This window comes from Streptosporangium saharense, from assembly GCF_014203715.1.
In the GTDB taxonomy this organism is placed as follows: domain Bacteria; phylum Actinomycetota; class Actinomycetes; order Streptosporangiales; family Streptosporangiaceae; genus Streptosporangium; species Streptosporangium saharense.
Map to the genome: position 1 here is coordinate 1,569,771 of NZ_JACHJP010000001.1, position 18,169 is coordinate 1,587,939.

Annotated in this window: 13 protein-coding genes and 1 pseudogene; 8 read left to right on the forward strand and 6 right to left on the reverse strand. The window is 70.7% G+C overall.

Annotated features, from left to right (window positions below):
- Window positions 1–173: 173 nt before the first annotated feature.
- Window positions 174–1,378: pseudogene (locus FHS44_RS07545) on the reverse strand (RNA-guided endonuclease InsQ/TnpB family protein); the annotation flags it as partial.
- Between the two features lie 116 nt (window positions 1,379–1,494).
- On the opposite strand from FHS44_RS07545, the gene FHS44_RS07550 reads away from it, so the two are divergent.
- Window positions 1,495–3,078, forward strand: coding sequence for a peptide chain release factor 3 (locus tag FHS44_RS07550; protein WP_184713116.1), 1,584 nt, complete (start codon window positions 1,495–1,497; stop codon window positions 3,076–3,078).
- A 241-nt stretch (window positions 3,079–3,319) separates the two neighbouring features.
- Entirely contained in the window at window positions 3,320–4,468 is a 1,149-nt protein-coding gene (locus tag FHS44_RS07555) for a DUF5685 family protein (protein ID WP_184713117.1), read from the forward strand.
- Window positions 4,469–4,472: 4 nt separating this feature from the next.
- Here FHS44_RS07555 and FHS44_RS07560 read toward each other — a convergent pair whose 3' ends face one another.
- The 3 genes from FHS44_RS07560 to mscL all read right to left on the reverse strand — a co-directional run bounded on the left by FHS44_RS07560 (window position 4,473) and on the right by mscL (window position 6,379).
- Window positions 4,473–5,069: a YbhB/YbcL family Raf kinase inhibitor-like protein gene (locus FHS44_RS07560; protein ID WP_221460371.1), complete on the reverse strand. Its 597-nt coding sequence runs from the start codon at window positions 5,067–5,069 to the stop codon at window positions 4,473–4,475.
- Between the two features lie 245 nt (window positions 5,070–5,314).
- On the reverse strand, window positions 5,315–5,935 hold the full coding sequence (locus tag FHS44_RS07565; protein WP_184713118.1) for a hypothetical protein: 621 nt from the start codon (window positions 5,933–5,935) through the stop codon (window positions 5,315–5,317).
- A 21-nt stretch (window positions 5,936–5,956) separates the two neighbouring features.
- Window positions 5,957–6,379, reverse strand: coding sequence for a large conductance mechanosensitive channel protein MscL (gene mscL / locus FHS44_RS07570; RefSeq protein WP_184713119.1), 423 nt, complete (start codon window positions 6,377–6,379; stop codon window positions 5,957–5,959).
- 113 nt (window positions 6,380–6,492) lie between these two features.
- On the opposite strand from mscL, the gene FHS44_RS07575 reads away from it, so the two are divergent.
- From FHS44_RS07575 to treZ, 4 genes are all read left to right on the forward strand, one after another.
- Window positions 6,493–9,726: an ATP-binding protein gene (locus FHS44_RS07575; protein ID WP_184713120.1), complete on the forward strand. Its 3,234-nt coding sequence runs from the start codon at window positions 6,493–6,495 to the stop codon at window positions 9,724–9,726.
- Window positions 9,727–9,832: 106 nt separating this feature from the next.
- Complete coding sequence (gene glgX, locus FHS44_RS07580) at window positions 9,833–11,938, forward strand: glycogen debranching protein GlgX (RefSeq protein WP_184713121.1); 2,106 nt, start codon at window positions 9,833–9,835, stop codon at window positions 11,936–11,938.
- Window positions 11,931–14,159 carry a malto-oligosyltrehalose synthase gene (gene treY, locus FHS44_RS07585; RefSeq protein WP_312863556.1) on the forward strand — a complete coding sequence of 743 codons (2,229 nt, stop codon included), beginning with the start codon at window positions 11,931–11,933 and terminating at the stop codon, window positions 14,157–14,159. Before glgX ends, treY begins: the two co-directional genes overlap by 8 nt.
- Window positions 14,160–14,162: 3 nt before the next feature.
- Window positions 14,163–15,878, forward strand: coding sequence for a malto-oligosyltrehalose trehalohydrolase (treZ, locus tag FHS44_RS07590; RefSeq protein WP_184713122.1), 1,716 nt, complete (start codon window positions 14,163–14,165; stop codon window positions 15,876–15,878).
- Between the two features lie 4 nt (window positions 15,879–15,882).
- Here treZ and FHS44_RS07595 read toward each other — a convergent pair whose 3' ends face one another.
- Together FHS44_RS07595 and FHS44_RS07600 are read right to left on the reverse strand one after the other, a co-directional pair.
- The gene (locus FHS44_RS07595; protein ID WP_184713123.1) at window positions 15,883–16,101 is read right to left on the reverse strand and encodes a helix-turn-helix transcriptional regulator; all 219 of its coding nucleotides are present in this window, start codon (window positions 16,099–16,101) and stop codon (window positions 15,883–15,885) included.
- Window positions 16,102–16,108: 7 nt separating this feature from the next.
- A complete protein-coding gene (locus FHS44_RS07600) occupies window positions 16,109–16,516 on the reverse strand; it encodes a hypothetical protein (protein ID WP_184713124.1) in 408 nt (135 codons plus the stop codon).
- A 76-nt stretch (window positions 16,517–16,592) separates the two neighbouring features.
- Between FHS44_RS07600 and FHS44_RS41670 the strand changes: the two genes are divergently transcribed.
- Window positions 16,593–17,750, forward strand: coding sequence for an alpha/beta hydrolase family protein (locus tag FHS44_RS41670; protein WP_221460372.1), 1,158 nt, complete (start codon window positions 16,593–16,595; stop codon window positions 17,748–17,750).
- 28 nt (window positions 17,751–17,778) lie between these two features.
- On the forward strand, window positions 17,779–18,111 hold the full coding sequence (locus tag FHS44_RS07610) for an ASCH domain-containing protein (RefSeq protein ID WP_184713125.1): 333 nt from the start codon (window positions 17,779–17,781) through the stop codon (window positions 18,109–18,111).
- Window positions 18,112–18,169 lie beyond the last annotated feature (58 nt).

The following is an 18,169-nucleotide window of genomic DNA, read 5'->3' on the forward strand; positions in this document are numbered from 1 at the left end:
ACAATCCACTTAACACCATGGTGGCGCAAGCGGCCTGCGGAAGTGTCGTCACATCCTTTGGGGGTCACGGCGGCGCGTAAGCTGTTTCGGCTCCCCGCGCGCGTCGCCGGGAGCCCTATCACCCCGGACGGCGAGGAGCTGAGGAATTGACTTCCTCTCCTCCCTGAAGGGGAGGGGATTCCAGCCCTCACGGGTTGGCCTTCCTGTTTCACCGCCGGTTGCCCGCTCGAAAGGACTCTCGTTGGGGTCTTACACCAGCTCCGCAGGCGTTTCACCTCTCCGCCAGCCCGGCGGCGAGGATGTTCTTCGCGGCGTTGACATCCCGGTCGTGGACCACGCCGCAGGCGCACTCCCATTCCCGAACGGTCAACGGCATCCTGTCTTGCAGGGCCCCGCACGCCGAGCACAGCTTGGAGGAGGGGAACCAGCGGTCCACCACTACCAGCGTGCGCCCGTACCAGGCGGCCTTGTACTCCAGCATGGAGCGCATCTCCCGCCAGGAGGTGTCCGAGACGGCGCGGGCCAGCGAACGGTTTTTGACCATGTTGCGCACGGTCAGGTCCTCCACGGCGATCACTTGGTTCTCGCGAACAAGCCGTGTGGTGACCTTGTGCAGGTGGTCACGTCTGCGGTCGGCGATCCGGGCGTACACCCGGGCGACCCGCAGTCGGGCCTTGGCCCGGTTGTTCGACCCCTTCTCTCTGCGGGCCAGCGCCCTTTGGGCCTTGGCCAGCTTGCGCCGGTCGGCCCGCCCATGCTTCGGATTGACGATCTTCTCGCCGGTCGAGAGCGTCGCCAGCGCGGTGATGCCCGCATCCACACCCACCGACCGCTCGACCGGGGTCAGCGGTGTGGTCGTCTCCTCGACCAGCAGGGACACGAACCACCGGCCCGCCGCGTCTCTGCTCACGGTCACGGTGGACGGCTCCGCCCCTTCCGGGAGGGGTCGCGACCACACGATGTTCAGCGGTGCGTCCATCTTCGCCAGCGTCAACCGGCCGTCCCGGAACCGGAACGCCGAGCGGGTGTATTCGGCCGAGGCGCGGGACCTCTTGCGGGATTTGAACGTCGGGTACCTGGCTCGCTTGGCGAAGAAGTTGGAGAACGCCGTCTGAAGGTGGCGCAGTGCCTGCTGGAGCGGGACGGACGACACCTCGGACAGGAAATCGACGTCGCCCGAGCGTTTCCACGCCGTCAGCGCGGCCGAGGACTCCACATAGGAGACGCGGCGGCCCTCCAGCATGTAGGCGCGGGTGCGTTCCTCCAGGGCTTTGTTGTAGACGAGGCGGACGCAGCCGAACGTCCGGGCAAGCTCGCAGGCCTGCTCGGGGCTCGGATGGAAGCGGTACCTGTAGGACCGCTTCACGATCTGCGCCATACCTCACATCATACCGTACGATCGGCTAAGAATCGCATGTCAGTTCGATATCGCGGCGCCGTACCGCGTTTCCTCCCCGCCCTGAAGGACGGGGTATCCACGCTCAAGGAGCTTCGATGACCGCGGTCACGCAGGAGGCGGGGCGGCGCCGTACGTTCGCGGTGATCAGCCACCCCGACGCGGGAAAGTCCACGATGACGGAGGCGCTCGCGCTGCACGCCTCGGCGATCAGCGAGGCCGGTGCCGTGCACGGCAAGGCGGGCAGGCGCGGAGTCACCTCCGACTGGATGGACATGGAGAAGGCCAGGGGCATCTCCATCACCTCGGCGGCCCTGCGGTTCGAGTACCGCGACCACATGTTCAACCTGGTCGACACCCCGGGCCACGCCGACTTCTCCGAGGACACCTACCGGGTGCTGGCCGCCGTTGACTGCGCCGTCATGCTGCTCGACGCCGCCAAGGGCATGGAGCCGCAGACCCTGAAGCTGTTCGAGGTCTGCCGTCACCGCCGCATCCCGGTCATCACGTTCGTCAACAAGTGGGACCGGCCGGGGCGGGAGGCCCTGGAGCTGCTCGACGAGATCCAGGAGAAGACCGGGCTGCGGCCCACCCCGATCACCTGGCCGATCGGCACCGGGGGCTTCTTCCACGGCGTGATCGACCGCGTCGCCGAGCAGGCCGTCCGCTACACCAGGACCCCCGGCGGCGCCACCAAGGCCATCGAGACCCTGCTGACCCCCGAGACCGCCGCCGCCGAGCTCGGTGAGGACTGGGAGCGGGCCAGGGACGAGGCCGACCTGCTGACGGCGATCGGCTCCGACCACGACCAGAAGGCCTTCGAGGCCCACGAGTCGACCCCGGTGCTGTTCGGCGCCGCGCTGAACAACTTCGGCGTCGGCCGCCTGCTCGACGCCATGGTGGACATCGCCCCGGCCCCGGCGCCCCGCCCGGACGTCAAGGACGACCCGCGCCCGCTCGACAAGCCGTTCTCGGGGCTGGTCTTCAAGGTGCAGGCCAACATGGACCCCTCGCACCGCGACCGGATCGCCTTCGTCCGGGTCTGCTCGGGGCGCTTCGAGCGCGGCATGGTGCTGACCCACGCGGCGACGGGCCGTCCCTTCGCGACGAAGTACGCCCAGTCGGTCTTCGGCCAGGAGCGCGCGACCATCGACGAGGCCTTTCCCGGTGACGTGGTCGGCCTGGTGAACGCCACGGCTCTGCGCCCTGGGGACACGCTCTACGACGGCTCGCCGGTGGAGTTCCCCAAGATCCCGAGCTTCGCGCCGGAGCACTTCTGGACCGCGCGCTGCCGTGACTCCAGCAGGGCCAAGCAGTTCCGCAAGGGCATCGACCAGATGGAGGCCGAGGGCGTCGTCCAGGTCCTGCGCTCCGACATCAGGGGTGACCAGTCCCCGGTGCTCGCGGCGGTCGGGCCGATGCAGTTCGACGTGGTCAAGCACCGCCTGGCCGGGGAGTTCAACACCGAGATCGCCATGGACAGGCTCGACTTCAGCCTGGCCAGGATCACCGACGCCGAGTCCGCGCCCATCCTGGCCCGCCAGCGGGGCGTGGAGGTCTTCACCCGGGCGATCGACGGGGAGCTGCTCGCGCTGTTCACCGACGAGTGGCGGATGCGCGGCGTGCTGCGCGATCACCCGAACCTCGTGCTGAAGGCGCTGCTCGCCGACACCAGGGGCTGAGCAGTCCCAGGAGCCGCCGAAGCGGCCCCCGGTCTCCGATGGTTCACCTCGGGTCCGACGGGGCCGCTGAGGGCCGCTGGGGGCCTTCTGTCGCGATGCTGGGCGGCGTTCCGTATGAAATCAGCGACACTGTCCACACCTAGTGCGATATATCCCCACAAGTCGGCTAAATGGGGCATTCTTATCGCCGGGTCGCCCGCCCAGGACACGCGGACGGCGGCCGTGCGACAGAGGGAAGCAGATGTTTGGGATTGTCCGTCCGTGCCGCCATGGGATGTGCAACGGGCTGTTCAAGGAGTGGATGGCGCACCTGTGCGGGCTCTGCCTGGCGCTGCGTGACGAGCACGGCCATCTCTCCAGGTTGGTCACCAACTACGACGGCCTGCTCGTCTCGGTCCTCACCGAGGCCCAGGCGGTCGACTCCTCCCCGCACCGCAGGGCCGCCGCGTGCGCGCTGCGCGGCTTCAAGGGCGCCGACGTGGTCGAGGCCCAGGAGGGTGTACGGCTCGCCGCCGCGGTCTCGCTGATCCTGGCCGCGGGCAAGATCGGCGACCACGTCGCCGACGGGGACGGCGTCTACGCGCGCAGGTCGGTCGCGGCCGTCGCGGGCCGGGTCGCCACCCGCTGGTCGGCGGCGGGTTCCGGTACGGCCGTCGCGGTCGGCTTCGACCCCGAGGTCCTGGTCAGGGCGGTCGCCGAGCAGACCAGGCTGGAGAGCGTGCCGGGGCTGCGGCTGCTCGAACTGACCGCCCCCACGGAGGAGGCCGTCGCCGCCGCCTTCGGGCACACCGCCGTCCTCGCCGACAAGCCGCACAACCGGGAGGCGCTGCGGGAGGCGGGACGCCACTTCGGCCGCCTGGCCCACCTGCTCGACGCGGTCGAGGACCTGGCGGAGGACCGCGCCCGGGGCGCCTACAACCCGCTGCTCGCCTCGGGGACCGACCTGGCCGAGGCCAGGCGCCACTGTGACGACGCGCTGCTCGGGCTGCGCCTCGCGGTCGCCGAACTCGACCTGGAACGGCGGACCCTGGTCAGGGCGCTGCTGGTGAAGGAGGCGGGCCGTTCGGTCGAGCGGACCTTCGCCCTGGCCGAGACGGGAGCCCGGCCCAAGCACGAGGACCCGAAGACGCCCCACCGTGATCCGCACCGTGATCCGAGGCTCAAGCCGGATCCCGGTGGGCTGCTGTCGATGATGTGCGCCGCGATGGCCTGCTGCACCTGCGGCCTGTACCGGCCCCCGTGGGACGAGGACCGGTACCGGTCGTGCGGCGAGCGGTGCGACCCCAGCGGGTGCGACTGCTGCGGCAACTGCAGCAACTGCGGGAGTTGCTGCGACTGCTGCGGCGGCGACGGGTGCTGCGGGTGTGACGGCTGCGGCTGCGACTGCTGAGCCCTCAGGACTCGCCGGTCAGCCTGGCCGAGCCCAGAGAGGCGTTGGCGATGACCCTGGCCGCGGTCGCGGTGCTGGAGTTCGTGTTCAGCTCGGTCAGGCTGGCCCTGTTGAGCGCGTAGACCACGAACTCGTAGGTGTTGACGGTCCTGGGCGAGCAGGGCCCCTGGTAGCCGTACAGGCTGGCGCTGCCCCGGTAGTAGATCTGCCGGGAGCCTGAGGGTACGGCGGGCCGGTAGGCGTGCTCGACGTTCTGCGGCAGCGAGGTCGCCGCGACCGGGATGTCGTAGATCACCCAGTGGATGAGGTTGTTGTTGTCGAGGTCGCGCATGACGAGGGCGTAGCTGCGCGCCGCGGTGGGCGCCCCGGCCCACGTCAGCGGCGGGGACTCGTTGTGCTGGCGCGGGTCGCTGCCGCCGCTGGTGCACTCGTGGACCTTGGGGATCGTCCCGCCCTCGGTGAAGGCGGCACTCGTCAGGGTGAACGCGGCGCTGACGGCACCGGCTGGAGTGGCCGCGCTCGACGGGGCGGCGGTGGCGACCGAGGAGGTGACGGTCAACGCGGCGAGCAGGGCGTACGAGGCGGCTCGTTTGATGGTCACGGGGGGCTCCTGGAAGGGTTGGTTGTGGTGCTCCCGCCGGTGTCCTCTCGGGCTCTCCGAGGTTTACCGATATTACTGACACAGCTTACAAATAACAGTTTCGCATCGCCATGATCCGCATTATCGGCTTTTTTCGCCTGTCGCCGTATAAATCGGGAAAAGGCTGGTCAGCGCCCATCGAGAGAAACGAAGGGGCCGTGTTTCCGGCACCCCCCGCATCCCCGGGGCCGCCCGTGCACAGCCCCCTAGACCCGCCGCCACTCGTGATGGTCGAGGAAGGAACGGCCCCCTTCGGCGTACTCCACGAAGGCGTCCCGCACCACGCCGATCTCCGGGACATGGGTGCGGACCATCACGTCCCGCACGCTGTCCTTGTACTCAAGCTCGTATCCGGTGATCTCCGGAGAGGCTTGGACGAAGTGCTCCCCGAAGACGACAAGCGCCGTGAACGGGTTCTGCGGCGACATCGTGGCGACCGCGTCCCCGACGAGCCGCAGGTCGGGATCGACGACGATCATGCCGTCCCCGGTGCGCAGCTGCATGCCGGGATAGGCGCCCAGCGGCGTCAGGTTGTGCACCAGGCCCCGCTGGGGGTCGTAGCAGACCAGCCCGTGCTCGCGGGCCAGGGCGAAGACCTCGCCGGAGACCTCGTCGGCGCGGTCGAGGTCCATGGTGACCAGGGCGAACGCAGGGGTGTCTCCCTCGGGAAGAGCGACGGCGAAGGGCAGCGCGGCGGCGAACTCGGCCACGCCGGGCCGGGGCCGTACGGCCTGGACGTCACCCGCGCGCAGGGCCTGGAAGACCTCGGCGGCGCGCTCGGCGGTGATCGGCTCGGGTTCGTGCCAGACGGCCAGTTCGAAACTCATGTCCCCATGGTCTCGCGGAGTTCAGGAGGCCGTGACCTCGGAGGACTCGCTCAGCACCGCGGTGCAGAAGGCGCAGCGCCTGGCGGCGACGGGGATGTCGCTGAGGCACTCGGGGCACTTCTTCTCCGTGGACTCCTTGTTCCTGTCGAAGAAGGAGATGAGCCTGCTCATCGGCAGCACGACCAGCCAGTATACGACCGAGGCGATGATCAGGAAGCTCAGGAGCTGGTTGACGAAGTCGCCGTACATGAACTTGGCGCCGTTGATCGTGAAGACGTAGGCGGAGAAGTCCGGCTCGTTGCCGCCCGTCACCGCCGCGATCAGCGGGGTGATGAGGTCCTTGACCAGGGCCTGCACCAGACCGCTGAACGTCGCGCCGATGACCACCGCCACGGCGAGCTCGACGAGGTTGCCCCTCATCAGGAACTTCTTGAATCCGCTCATCCTGGGCGTCCTTCACTCGTGTGGGGACGCTGAGCCTATCGCGAAGCCCACCTCGGGAGTCCAGAGGTGTCCGGGTGGGCTAGCATCTGCCCAGTTCGTGAGTGAGGTGCCGGATGGACTTTCGTGTGCTGGGGCCGGTCGGCGTCCTCACCGGTGACGGGACGCCGCTGGACATCGGCCCCCACCAGCAGCGGGCGGTCCTGGCGCTGTGCATGCTGGCCGTCCCACGGCCCGTCGGGGTCGCCGCGATGACGGAGGCGCTCTGGGAGGACGAGCCGCCGCCCAGGGCGCTCAACACCCTCCAGGCCTACGTCTCCAAGCTCCGCCGCGTCCTCGAACCCGGCAGGAGCCGCGCCACACCCCCGAAGGTCCTGGTCAGCGGGCCCGGCGGCTACGCCCTCGACATCCCCTCGGGAGACCTCGACCTGAGCAGGGTCCGCGGGCACCTGGCCGAGGGCAGACGTCTCGGTACGGCGGGCGAGCACGAGGCCGCGGCCAAGGAGCTGCGGCTGGCGCTTGCCGAGTGGCGCGGGGAGCCGCTTGCCGACTTCGCCGGGACCGCGTGGGGCGCGCGGGAGGCCGCCCACCTGGGCGAGCTGAGACTGACCCTCCAGGAGGACCTCGCCGAGTGCGAGCTTGCGCTCGGCCTGGGGGCGGAGCTGACGGGCACCCTGACCCGGCTGGTCGCGGCCAACCCGTTCAGGGAGCGCCTGCACGCGCTCGGCGCGCACGCCCTCTACCAGGCGGGACGGCAGGCCGACGCGCTCGCCGTGCTGGCACGGGGGCGCGAGGTGCTGGCCGAGGAGCTTGGCCTCGATCCCGACCCCCGCTCCCGCGAGATGGAACGGCGCATCCTCGCCCAGGACCCCTCCCTCACGCCCCGCGCGAGGACCACGGTCACCACGCAGAGCCCGCTGATCGGCAGGGACGCAGAGACCGAGGTGCTGGACGCGGCGGTCGCGGGCGGGCCGTACCGGGTGGTGCTGCTCGCGGGGGAGCCGGGCATCGGCAAGACGAGCCTGGCCGAGCGGGCGGAGCGGACCGCGCGGGCCGGGGGACAGCGGGTGGTGTGGGGCCGCTGCTGGGACGGCACCGGCGCGCCGCCCTTCTGGCCCTGGACGCAGGCCGCGCAGGAGCTGACCGGTGGGCAGGGCGGGCCGCCGTCGGGAGGCGGCCGTTTCGAGCTGTACGAGGCGTTCGCCAGGCTGTTCAACGCGCACGGCAGGGTGCTGGTCGTCCTCGACGACCTCCAGTGGGCCGACGCCTCCTCGCTTCGGCTGCTGGAGTTCCTCGCCTCGACCCGGCTGTGCCCCGGGCTGACCGTGGTCGCCACCTACCGCGACACCGAGGTACGGCCAGGCGGCGCGCTCGAACACACTCTGGCCGCCCTGGCGCGGCTGCCGTACGTGCGCAGGCTCCCGCTGCGGGGGCTGGGCGAGCGGGAGATCGGCGAGTATTTGGGGCGGGCGGGCGCCGACCCCGGCCTGGCGGCGGAGATGGGCAGGCTGACGGCGGGCAACCCCTTCTTCCTGGGGGAGGTCCTGAGGCTCGGCGAGACCCCGGCGGCGCTCTCCGACGCCGTGCGCGGCCGGATGACGGGCCTGCCCCCGGAGACCGAGGACGTGCTGACCGCCGCCGCGCTGCTCGGCGAGCAGGTGACGGCCGACGTGCTGACCCGGGTGACCGAACTGCCCGCCGAGCGGGTGCTCGACATCGTGGACGCCGCGGTCGGGGCCGGGCTGCTGACCGAGGGGAGGGGCCCCGCCTGCCGGTTCGTCCACGACATCGTCCGTGACGTGCTGCGCGAGGCGCTGCCCCCGCTGCGCCGCAGGCGCCTGCACGCCCGTGTCGCCGAGGTGCTCGAAGCCCGGGGCGGCGCCCGCCTCACCGAGATCGCCCACCACTACCGGCAGAGCCTGCTCACCGCCGCCACGACCGGCAAGGCGATCGGCTACACCCGGCGCGCGGCGGCGCAGGCCACGGCGCAGTTCGCCCACGAGGACGCGGTGGAGAACCTGGAGCAGGCCATCGCGCTGGTCGGCGCTCTGCCCAGGTCCGACGACGCGCTCCGCTGCGACCTGCTGCTCGACCTGGCCGAGGCGCAGGCCGCCGCCGGGATGAGCGTGGCGGCCCACGCCTCCCTTGAGGCCGCCGCGGAGATCGCCGAGGGGCTCGGCGACGACAGCAGGCTGGCCAGGGCCGTGCTGGGCTTCACCGACCCGATCTCCCTGGCCATGTACGAGGAGACGACTGGCATCGACAGGCTCGCCGAGCGGATCGAACGGGTCCTGGCCTCCGGGCTGGCCGCCGACTCGCCCTGGCGGGCCCAGCTTCTCGCCGCCGCCGCGCTGACCGGCGCCACGGCCAGGCCCGTCGAGGAGAGCACGGAGACCGCGCGCCTCGCCGTACGGCTGGCACGCCGTGGTGGTGATGACAGGACGCTCGCCAGGACGCTGATCGTGCAGGAGCTGCTGTCCAGGACCGACCACGACCACGACCGCAGGCAGGCGGTGATCGACGAGATCACTGAGATCGGCCGCCGCACCGGTGACCTGGCGATCGAGTGGGTCGGCAGGGAGACCGCCTACGTCGAGCTGCTCACCCAGGGCAGGACGGAGCGGGCCCCCGAGCTGCTGGCCTGGCTCACCGAGACGGCGGAGCGTCTCAGGCTCCCCTCGATGGTGAGCCTGGCCGCCTGGCAGCGGGCGGTGCACGCCTGGCTGGGCGGGCACACGCGGGAGGCGCTCGCCGCCGCCGAGGAGTCCGCCGCCGCCTACCCCGAGGGAGCGCTGGGCAGGGACGACGCCGGGCTCAGGGTCGGGGTCTTCCGCTTCCTCGCGCTGCGGGCAGAGCTGCGGGCAGGGGGGAGGGCGGCGGCCACGCTCGCGATCGCCGACGAGATGCTCGCCCTGCGCCCTGGGCAGCGGCCCTGGCTGGTCCTGCGCTGCCTGGCCCTGATCGACCTGGGCGAGCTTGAGGAGGCCCGTGCCGTCCTCGCGGGTCTGTCCGGGGACGGTTTCGCGGCGGTCGGCCCCGACCTGGCCTACCGCTACGTCCCCGACGCGCTCAGCGAGATCTGCGCGGCGCTCGGCGAGCGGGCGGCGGGAGGCGTCCTGTACGGCCTGCTCGCCCCCAACGCGGGAAGGCTGCTCGGCTGGTCGGTGACGGACCTGTGCCTGGGGCGGCTCGCCCTGCTGGACGGCGACGCCGTACGCGCCCGTGCCCACCTGGAGGCAGCCCGGGAGCTGATCGCCCGCGCCCGCCTGACCCGCTACGGGTCCGCCCTGCGCGACCTGGAGGCCGGGCTGGGCGCGAATCGCCGGGCGGGGTCCTGTCCTCCTGCCTGAGGGCGAGGAATACTCCCATGTCATACCGGTTTCGCCGCTCCGGGGCACGGCCACGCATGACAGGGGAAACATGGGGCATGTCTTCCCACCGCTGAAGGGCGGTGTGATGATCGAGATCTGGCCTGGTGACCCCTATCCCCTCGGGGCCACCTACGACGGCGCGGGGACCAACTTCGCGCTCTTCACCGAGGCCGCCGAGCGGGTTGAGTTGTGCCTGTTCGACGAGAAGAACCATGAGACGCGGGTCACGTTCACCGAGTGCGAGGGGTACGTCTGGCACGGCTACCTGCCGGGCATCGGACCGGGCCAGCGGTACGGCTACCGCGTGCACGGCCCCTACGACCCCGCGCGGGGGGTGCGCTGCAACCCCGCCAAACTGCTGCTCGACCCCTACGCCAAGGCGGTCGAGGGGGACGTGCGCTGGGACGAGGCGGTGTACGGCTACCGCTTCGGGGACCCGGACACCCGCAACGACGACGACTCGGCGCCGTTCGTCCCCCGGTCCGTCGTGATCAACCCGTTCTTCGGGTGGGGACACGACAGGCCACCGGCGACGCCGTACCACGACACGGTCATCTATGAGGCGCACGTCAAGGGCCTGACCGTGAACCACCCGAAGATCCCCGAGCGGATCCGCGGCACCTACGCGGCGATCGGCCACCCGGAGATCATCGACCACCTGACCTCGCTCGGGGTCACGGCGATCGAGCTGATGCCGGTCCACCAGTTCGTCACCGACCACGTCCTGACCGAACGGGACCTGACGAACTACTGGGGCTACAACAGCATCGGGTTCTTCGCCCCGCACAACGCCTACTCAAGCACCGGGCAGCGCGGCGAGCAGGTGCTGGAGTTCAAGGCCATGGTCAAGGCGCTGCACGAGGCGAACATCGAGGTCATCCTCGACGTGGTCTACAACCACACGGCCGAGGGCAACCACCTGGGGCCGACGCTGAGCATGCGGGGGATCGACAACCCCGGCTACTACCGGCTGGTGGAAGACGACAAGCGCTACTACATGGACACCACGGGGACCGGCAACAGCCTGTTCATGCGCTCCCCGCACGTGCTCCAGATGATCATGGACTCGCTGCGGTACTGGGTCATCGAGATGCACGTGGACGGCTTCAGGTTCGACCTGGCAGCCACGCTGGCCAGGGAGCTGCACGAGGTGGACCGGCTGAGCGCCTTCTTCGACCTGGTCCAGCAGGACCCGGTGCTCTCGCAGGTCAAGCTGATCGCCGAGCCCTGGGACGTCGGCCCAGGCGGCTACCAGGTGGGCAACTTCCCGGCCAGGTGGACCGAGTGGAACGGCATGTACCGCGACACGATCCGCGACCTGTGGCGTGGTGAACCCGCCTCGCTGCCCGAGTTCGCCTCCCGGCTGACCGGGTCGAGCGACCTCTACCAGGACGACAGCCGCAGGCCCGCCGCGTCGATCAACTTCGTCACCTGCCACGACGGCTTCACCCTGCAGGACCTCGTGTCCTACGACCGCAAGCACAACGAGGCCAACGGCGAGGACAACCGGGACGGCACCGACGACAACCGCTCGTGGAACTGCGGCGCCGAGGGACCCGCCTCGCTGGCCGTCGAGTCACTGCGTGAGCAGCAGAAACGCAACTTTCTGACGACGCTGTTCCTGTCCCAGGGCGTGCCGATGATCTCCCACGGCGACGAGCTGGGCCGGACGCAACGGGGTAACAACAACGTCTACTGCCAGGACAACGAGCTGAGCTGGGTCGACTGGTCGGACGTCAGGGAGAACTGGCTGCTGCTTGAGTTCACCCGGCGCCTGGCCAGGCTCCGAGCCGGGCATCCCGTCTTCCGCAGGCGCCGCTTCTTCTACGGCCGCCCGGTGCGCGGCTCCGGCGACGACCTCAGCGACATCGCCTGGTTCACCCCGAAGGGGGAGCGGATGACCGACGCCGACTGGAACGTGGGCTACGCCAAGTCGCTGGCGGTCTTCCTGAACGGCGACGCGATCACCGAGCCGGACCGCAGGGGACGGCGGATCGTGGACGACTCGTTCCTGCTGCTGTTCAACGCCCACCACGACGTCATCGAGTTCACCATCCCCAAGGACCACGGAGACATGTGGGTGACGGAGATCGACACGGCGATGCCCATCATCGTCGACACCAGGCTCTGCAGGGCGGGCGAGGAGGTGCCGGTGACCGGCAGGTCGGTACGGGTGTTGCGGCGTGTCTGACGGACGCGGGGAGAGCCCCGTGCGGGACTTCGGGCCGCCGCTGTCCACCTACCGGATCCAGCTCACCCCCGACTTCGGGTTCGCCGAGGTCGCCGAGCTGGCCCCCTACCTGCGCGACCTGGGCGTGAGCCACGTCTACCTCTCGCCGATCCTGCAGGCGACCTCGCGCTCCCGGCACGGCTACGACGTGACCGACCACTCCAGGGTCAGGGAGGAGTTCGGCGGCCTCGAAGGGCTGCGGGCGCTGTCGGAGCGGCTGACCGCGCACGGCCTGGGCGTCGTGGTGGACATCGTGCCCAACCACATGACGGTCCCGGTCCCCGAGTCGGGCAACCGGCAACTGTGGTCGGTGCTCAGGGACGGTCAGGCCTCGCCGTACGCGCGGTGGTTCGACATCGACTGGGAGGCCGGCGACGGCCGGGTGGACATGCCGGTGCTCGGGGACGAGACCGAGCCGTACGGCGACGGCTGCGTGCTGCGCTACCACGACCACGAGTTCCCGTTGCCCGACACCCACTACCGGCTGGTCGACTGGCGTCGCGGCCCCGGCTACCGGCGCTTCTTCGACGTCTCCTCGCTGATCGGGCTGCGCGTGGAGGATCCCGTGGTCTTCGACGCGACCCACGAGGTGATCGTCGGGCTGGTCCGCGACGGGATCGTCCACGGTCTCCGGGTCGACCACCCGGACGGTCTGGCCGATCCGCGCGGCTACCTGGCCAGGCTCCGCGAGGTCTGCGGGGTGTGGACGGTCGCCGAGAAGATCCTGGTCGGTGAGGAACGGCTGCCCGACGACTGGGACTGCGACGGCACCACCGGTTACGAGGTGCTCAACCGGATCACCGGCCTGTTCGTCGATCCGGCCGGGCGGGAGCCGCTGACCGAGCTGTTCGTCGCCCGCACCGGCATGCCCGCCGACTACGCGACCGTGGTCGGCCAGGCGAAGCGGGAGGTCGTGGACCTGTTCTTCGGCGCCGAGCTGAACCGGCTGCACAAGGCCGTCGGCTCCGACCGTGAGGCGCTGGCCGAACTGCTCGTCGCGATGCCCGTCTACCGGGCCTACGCCGTACCCGGCGAGCCCGTCCCCGAGCGCTCGGCCGCGATCGTCGAGGCGGCGGGGTTGGCCGCCGCGTCCAGGCTCCCCGAGGGCGCGCCGGTCGCCGAGGTGGTCGACAGGGTCCTGTACGGCCCCGCCGACGCCGTTGTCCGCTTCCAGCAGACCTGCGGCCCCGTGATGGCCAAGGGGGTCGAGGACACCGCGCTCTACCGCTGGTATCCCCTGGCCTGTCTGAACGAGGTCGGCGGAGAGCCCGACCGGTTCGGCGGGAACGTCGGTGACTTCCACGCCTTCTGCGGGGAGATGTCCCCGGGGACGATGACGACGCTGTCCACCCACGACACCAAGCGCTCGGAGGACGTGCGGGCGCGGCTGGCCGTACTGTCCGAGATGCCTGAGGAGTGGGCGCGGGCGGTGGGGGAGTGGTCGGCGAAGGTCTCCTTCGACCCCGTGCTCGACTATCTCGCCTGGCAGAACCTGATGGCGGCGTGGCCGATCGAGCCGGGCAGGTTCTTCGAGTATCTGCTCAAGGCGGCCCGCGAGGCCAAGACGGCCATCTCGTGGGCGACCCCCGACCCGGTCTACGAGCGGGGCATCCGCGACTTCGTCATGCGGGCCATCGGGGAGTGCGGCCCCTCGGTCGCCGAGTTCACCGCGATGATCGAGCCGTACGCCAGGTCCAACTCCCTCGGCCAGAAGCTCGTGCAGCTCATGCTGCCCGGGGTGCCCGACCTCTACTGGGGCAACGAGGTCACCGACTTCTCCCTGGTGGACCCGGACAACCGCCGCCCGGTCGACTTCGCCCGCCGCCGCACGCTGCTGGCCGCGGCCAGGGGCCGTGAGAGGCGCGGCGGTTCGTGGGACGAGGACAAGCTGCTGGTCACCACCCAGGCGCTGCGGCTGCGCAAACGTCTTGACCCCGCGCTGCCGTACGTGCCGATCGAGACGGGCGAGCACGCCGTCGCCTTCGCGCGGGGGGACAGGGCCGTGGCGGTCGCGACCCGGCTGCCGGTCGGGCTGGCCGCGCGGGGCGGCTGGGGGAGTGAGACGATCACGCTGCCGCACGGCAGATGGCTCGACCTGCTGTCCGGCGCCCGCCACACCGGGCGCGTCCCGCTGGCCCACCTGCTCTCCGTCCTTCCCGTCGCGCTTCTTGAGAGGGAGTAGCCCGTGTTCGAGGTCTGGGCGCCGCTGGCGTCCTCGGTGGACGTGGAGATCGACGGGAACCGCCATCCGATGACCCGGGGGGAGGGCGGCTGGTGGTCGGCCGAGGTTCCCGGCGCGGGACACGGCACCGACTACCGCTTCAGCCTCGACGGCGGCCCCGGGCTGCCCGACCCGAGGTCACGCAGGCAGCCGGAGGGCATCTTCGGGCCGAGCCGCGTCCACGAGCACGACAGGTTCGAGTGGGGCGACGACCTGTGGCACGGGCGCGCCCTGCCCGGCTCGGTGATCTACGAGCTGCACGTCGGCACCTTCACCCCCGAGGGGACCTTCGACGCGGCCATCGGCAAGCTTCCGCACCTGACCGAGCTGGGCGTCGGCTTCGTGGAGATCATGCCGGTTCCCCCGGTGCCCGGCACGCGCAACTGGGGCTACGACGGCGTCGACCTGTGGGCCGTCACCGAGAACTACGGCGGCCCCGACGGGTTCAAACGCTTCGTGGACGCCTGCCACCGGCACGGCCTCGGGGTGATCCTGGACGTCGTCCACAACCACCTGGGGCCCTCGGGCAACTTCCTGGCGCCCTTCGGCCCCTACTTCAACCCCTCGGCGGCTTCCTTCTGGGGACAGGCCGTCAACCTGGACGGCCCCGGCTCCGACGAGGTGCGCCGCTACTTCGTGGACAACGCCCTGCAGTGGCTGCGCGACTACCACGTGGACGGCCTGCGCCTGGACGCCGTGCACGCCCTGCACGACGCCAGGGCCGTCCACCTGCTTGAGGAGATGGCCGTCGAGGTGGAGGCCCTTTCCGCGGCCCTCGGCAGGCCGCTGACGCTGATCGCCGAGTCCGACCTCAACGACCCCCGGCTGATCACCCCACGCGAGGCCGGGGGGTACGGCCTGGCCGCGGCCTGGAACGACGATGTCCACCACGCCCTGCACGTCGCGGTGACCGGGGAGCGGCACGGTTACTACGAGGACTTCGGCAGGGACGTCACGGGGACGCTGGCCAAGGTGCTGACCTCGGGCTACTACCACGACGGGACCTTCTCCTCCTTCAGAGGCCGCTCCCACGGCCGCCCGGCCCGGCACGTGCCCGCGCACCGCTTCGTCTGCGCGGCACAGAACCACGACCAGATCGGCAACCGCGCGGCGGGCGACCGGATGCCGCCCGAGGCGCTGCGGCTGGCCGCCGGGCTGCTGCTGACCTCGCCGTTCACCCCGATGCTGTTCATGGGCGAGGAGTGGGGGGCGCGCACCCCGTTCCTGTTCTTCACCGACCACGTCGAGCCGCAACTGCGCGAGGGCGAGGGGGAACGGCGGCGCAGGGAGTTCGTCGGCCACGGCTACGACGACTGGGCGGACAAGGCGCCCGACCCCGGCGAGGAGCTGACGTTCCTGCGCTCCAAGCTCGACTGGAGCGAGCTTGACGACGACGCCCACCGGGCCCACCTCGACTGGTACCGGGCGCTGATCGCGCTGCGCCGTACCCACCCCGAGCTGACCGACCCCAGGCTCGACCGCGTCGGCGTCGCGCACGGCGACGACTGGCTTCTCGTACGGCGCGGCGGCCTGCGGATCGCGGCCAACCTCGGCCCCGTCCCGCTCACGGTGCGGACCGGCCCCGGCAACGTCCTGCTCGCCCTCGACCCGGCCACGACCCTGACCGGCTCCGAACTCCTCCTGCCTCCCAGGTCGCTGGCCGTACTCGAAGCCGGGTGAGACGTCAGGCCGGGTCGTCGGGTGTCTCGGCCCGGTCGGGGTGGAAGATCTCCTCGATGGTCAGGCCGAAGACGTCGGCGAGGGTGAACGCCAGGGGAAGGCTGGGGTCGTAGCGCTCGGTCTCGATGGCGTTGATGGCCTGCCGGGAGACCTGGCACCGGTCGGCCAGGTCGGCCTGGCTCCAGCGGCGGGCCGCGCGCAGTTCGCGGAGTCGGTTCTTCACGGCGCCGTCACCGGTTCAGGCGGGTGCGCAGGTCCGCGAGCAGCAGCCAGACCGCCACCCCGCCGAGCAGGATGAGCTGCGCGAGCTGCTGGAGCCGGACGACCCCCGCGGCGTCGAGCAGGGTGGCGATCTGCAGCCCCACGAGGACCGCGGCGAACGCGACGGCCATGCTCTCAAGCTGGATTCTGCGCAGATACTCGTCCGCGCGCCGGAAGGCCCGCAGCAGCACCCAGGCCACCGAGAGGGTGAACACGGTGGTGACCGCGATCCACCAGGTCTTCTGGGCGGTGGTCTGGTCGGGGCTGCTGCCCAGGGCCAGGGCGACCACCCCCAGCGTCGCCACGGGGATGCCGTCGATGAGCACGGCGCGGCGGGCCGCACGTGTCACCTGGTCCTGCTGTGCCTGCTTCGTCATGCGACGAATGTAAGGTCAACCTTCCATATGGTCAAGCGTCATTGACTTGATGGAAGGGAAACCTTATATTCCAGCCATGCTTCTCCTGACCCGCCGAGCGCTGCTCGGCGCCGCCCTCGCCTCCCTCCCCATGGTCACCGGGGCGTTCGCCCAGGTCCGTACACCGGCTCCGTTCCGGCTCACCCTGCCCGCGCCGACCGGTCCGCGTCCCCTGGGCACGGTCTCGTCGCACCTGATCGACCGGACACGCGTCGATCCGTGGAAGGCCTCCCGCCCGGCCCGTGAACTCATGATCCAGATCTGGTATCCAGCACGGGCGACCCACGGCCACCCGCCCGTGCCGTGGATGTCACCCGGTGGCGTCGCCGTCTTCGAGCGGGAACAGCGCATCCCGCCCGGCGTGCTGACGCTGCCGACCACGCACGCCCACCTGGCCGCACCGGTGGACCCAGGGCGACGCGGGAGGCCGGTCGTCCTGTACTCGCCCGGCCTGCGCAGCGACCGCAGCCTCGGCACCGTCCTGATCGAGGAACTGGTCAGCCACGGCTACCTGGTCGTGGCCATCGACCACACCTACGACGCCGACCAGGTCGAGTTTCCCGGTGGCCGGGTGGAGACCTTCGCCATCACCGGTGCCATCGACGACGCCCTGATCGCCAAGGCGCTCGCGGTGCGCACCGCGGACACCCGGTTCGTGCTGGACCGTCTCACCGCGCTCAACGCCGGGCGGGGAGCCCTCGCCGGGGCGTTCGACCTGTCCCGTGCCGGTATGTTCGGCCACTCCCTCGGCGGCGCCACCGCCGCCGCGGCCCTCCGCGCCGACCGGCGCCTACGGGCGGGCGTCAACCTGGACGGCAGCCTTCTGGCGCCTCTCACCGCGGGCACCGACCGCCCCTTCCTGCTCTTCGGCAGCGACCCCGGCCCGGGGCCGGAGGACCCGAGCTGGGACCGGTTCTGGGAGAGTCAGCGCGGCTGGAAACGTGAACTGGCCCTCACCGGCTCCACCCACACCTCCTTCACCGACCTGGAAACCCTGCTGCCCCAGGCCGCGCCCGTCCTCGGCCTGACGCCCGACCAGGTGACCCAGGCGATCGGCCCCCTCGCCCCCCACCGCGCCATCCAGGCCCAACGCGCCTACCTAAGAGCCTTCTTCGACCTCCACCTCCGCCACCGGGACACCCCCCTCCTCCGCAGCCCCTCCTCCCGCTATCCGGAGGTCCGCTTTCTCCGGTGAGGCGGCCCGTCACGAGAGGATCAGGATCATGCGCGTCCGTGAGATGAACCTCTATCGCCGTTACTTCGACCTGGTCGCGAACGGCACCAAGAAGATCGAGGTGCGGGTGCGGTGCCCCAAGCTTCACGACCTCGCCCCCGGCGACCACATCCGGTTCGTGTGCGATCATGACGAAGCCCTCACCAGGGTCAGGCGTGTCACCCACTACGCCTCGTTCGAGGATCTGCTTGATGCCGAAGGCCCCGACCGGGTGAACCCGACAAGCCCCCGAGACCGGCAGCTCACCGACCTCCGCCACATCTACGGCCCGGAGAAAGAGGCCTTCGGCGTGCCGGCCATCGAGATCGAACCCGCCAGGTGATCCAGTTCGGGGCACAATCAGGAGACTTCCACGCGGGCTTGGACCATCTGCTCGGCGG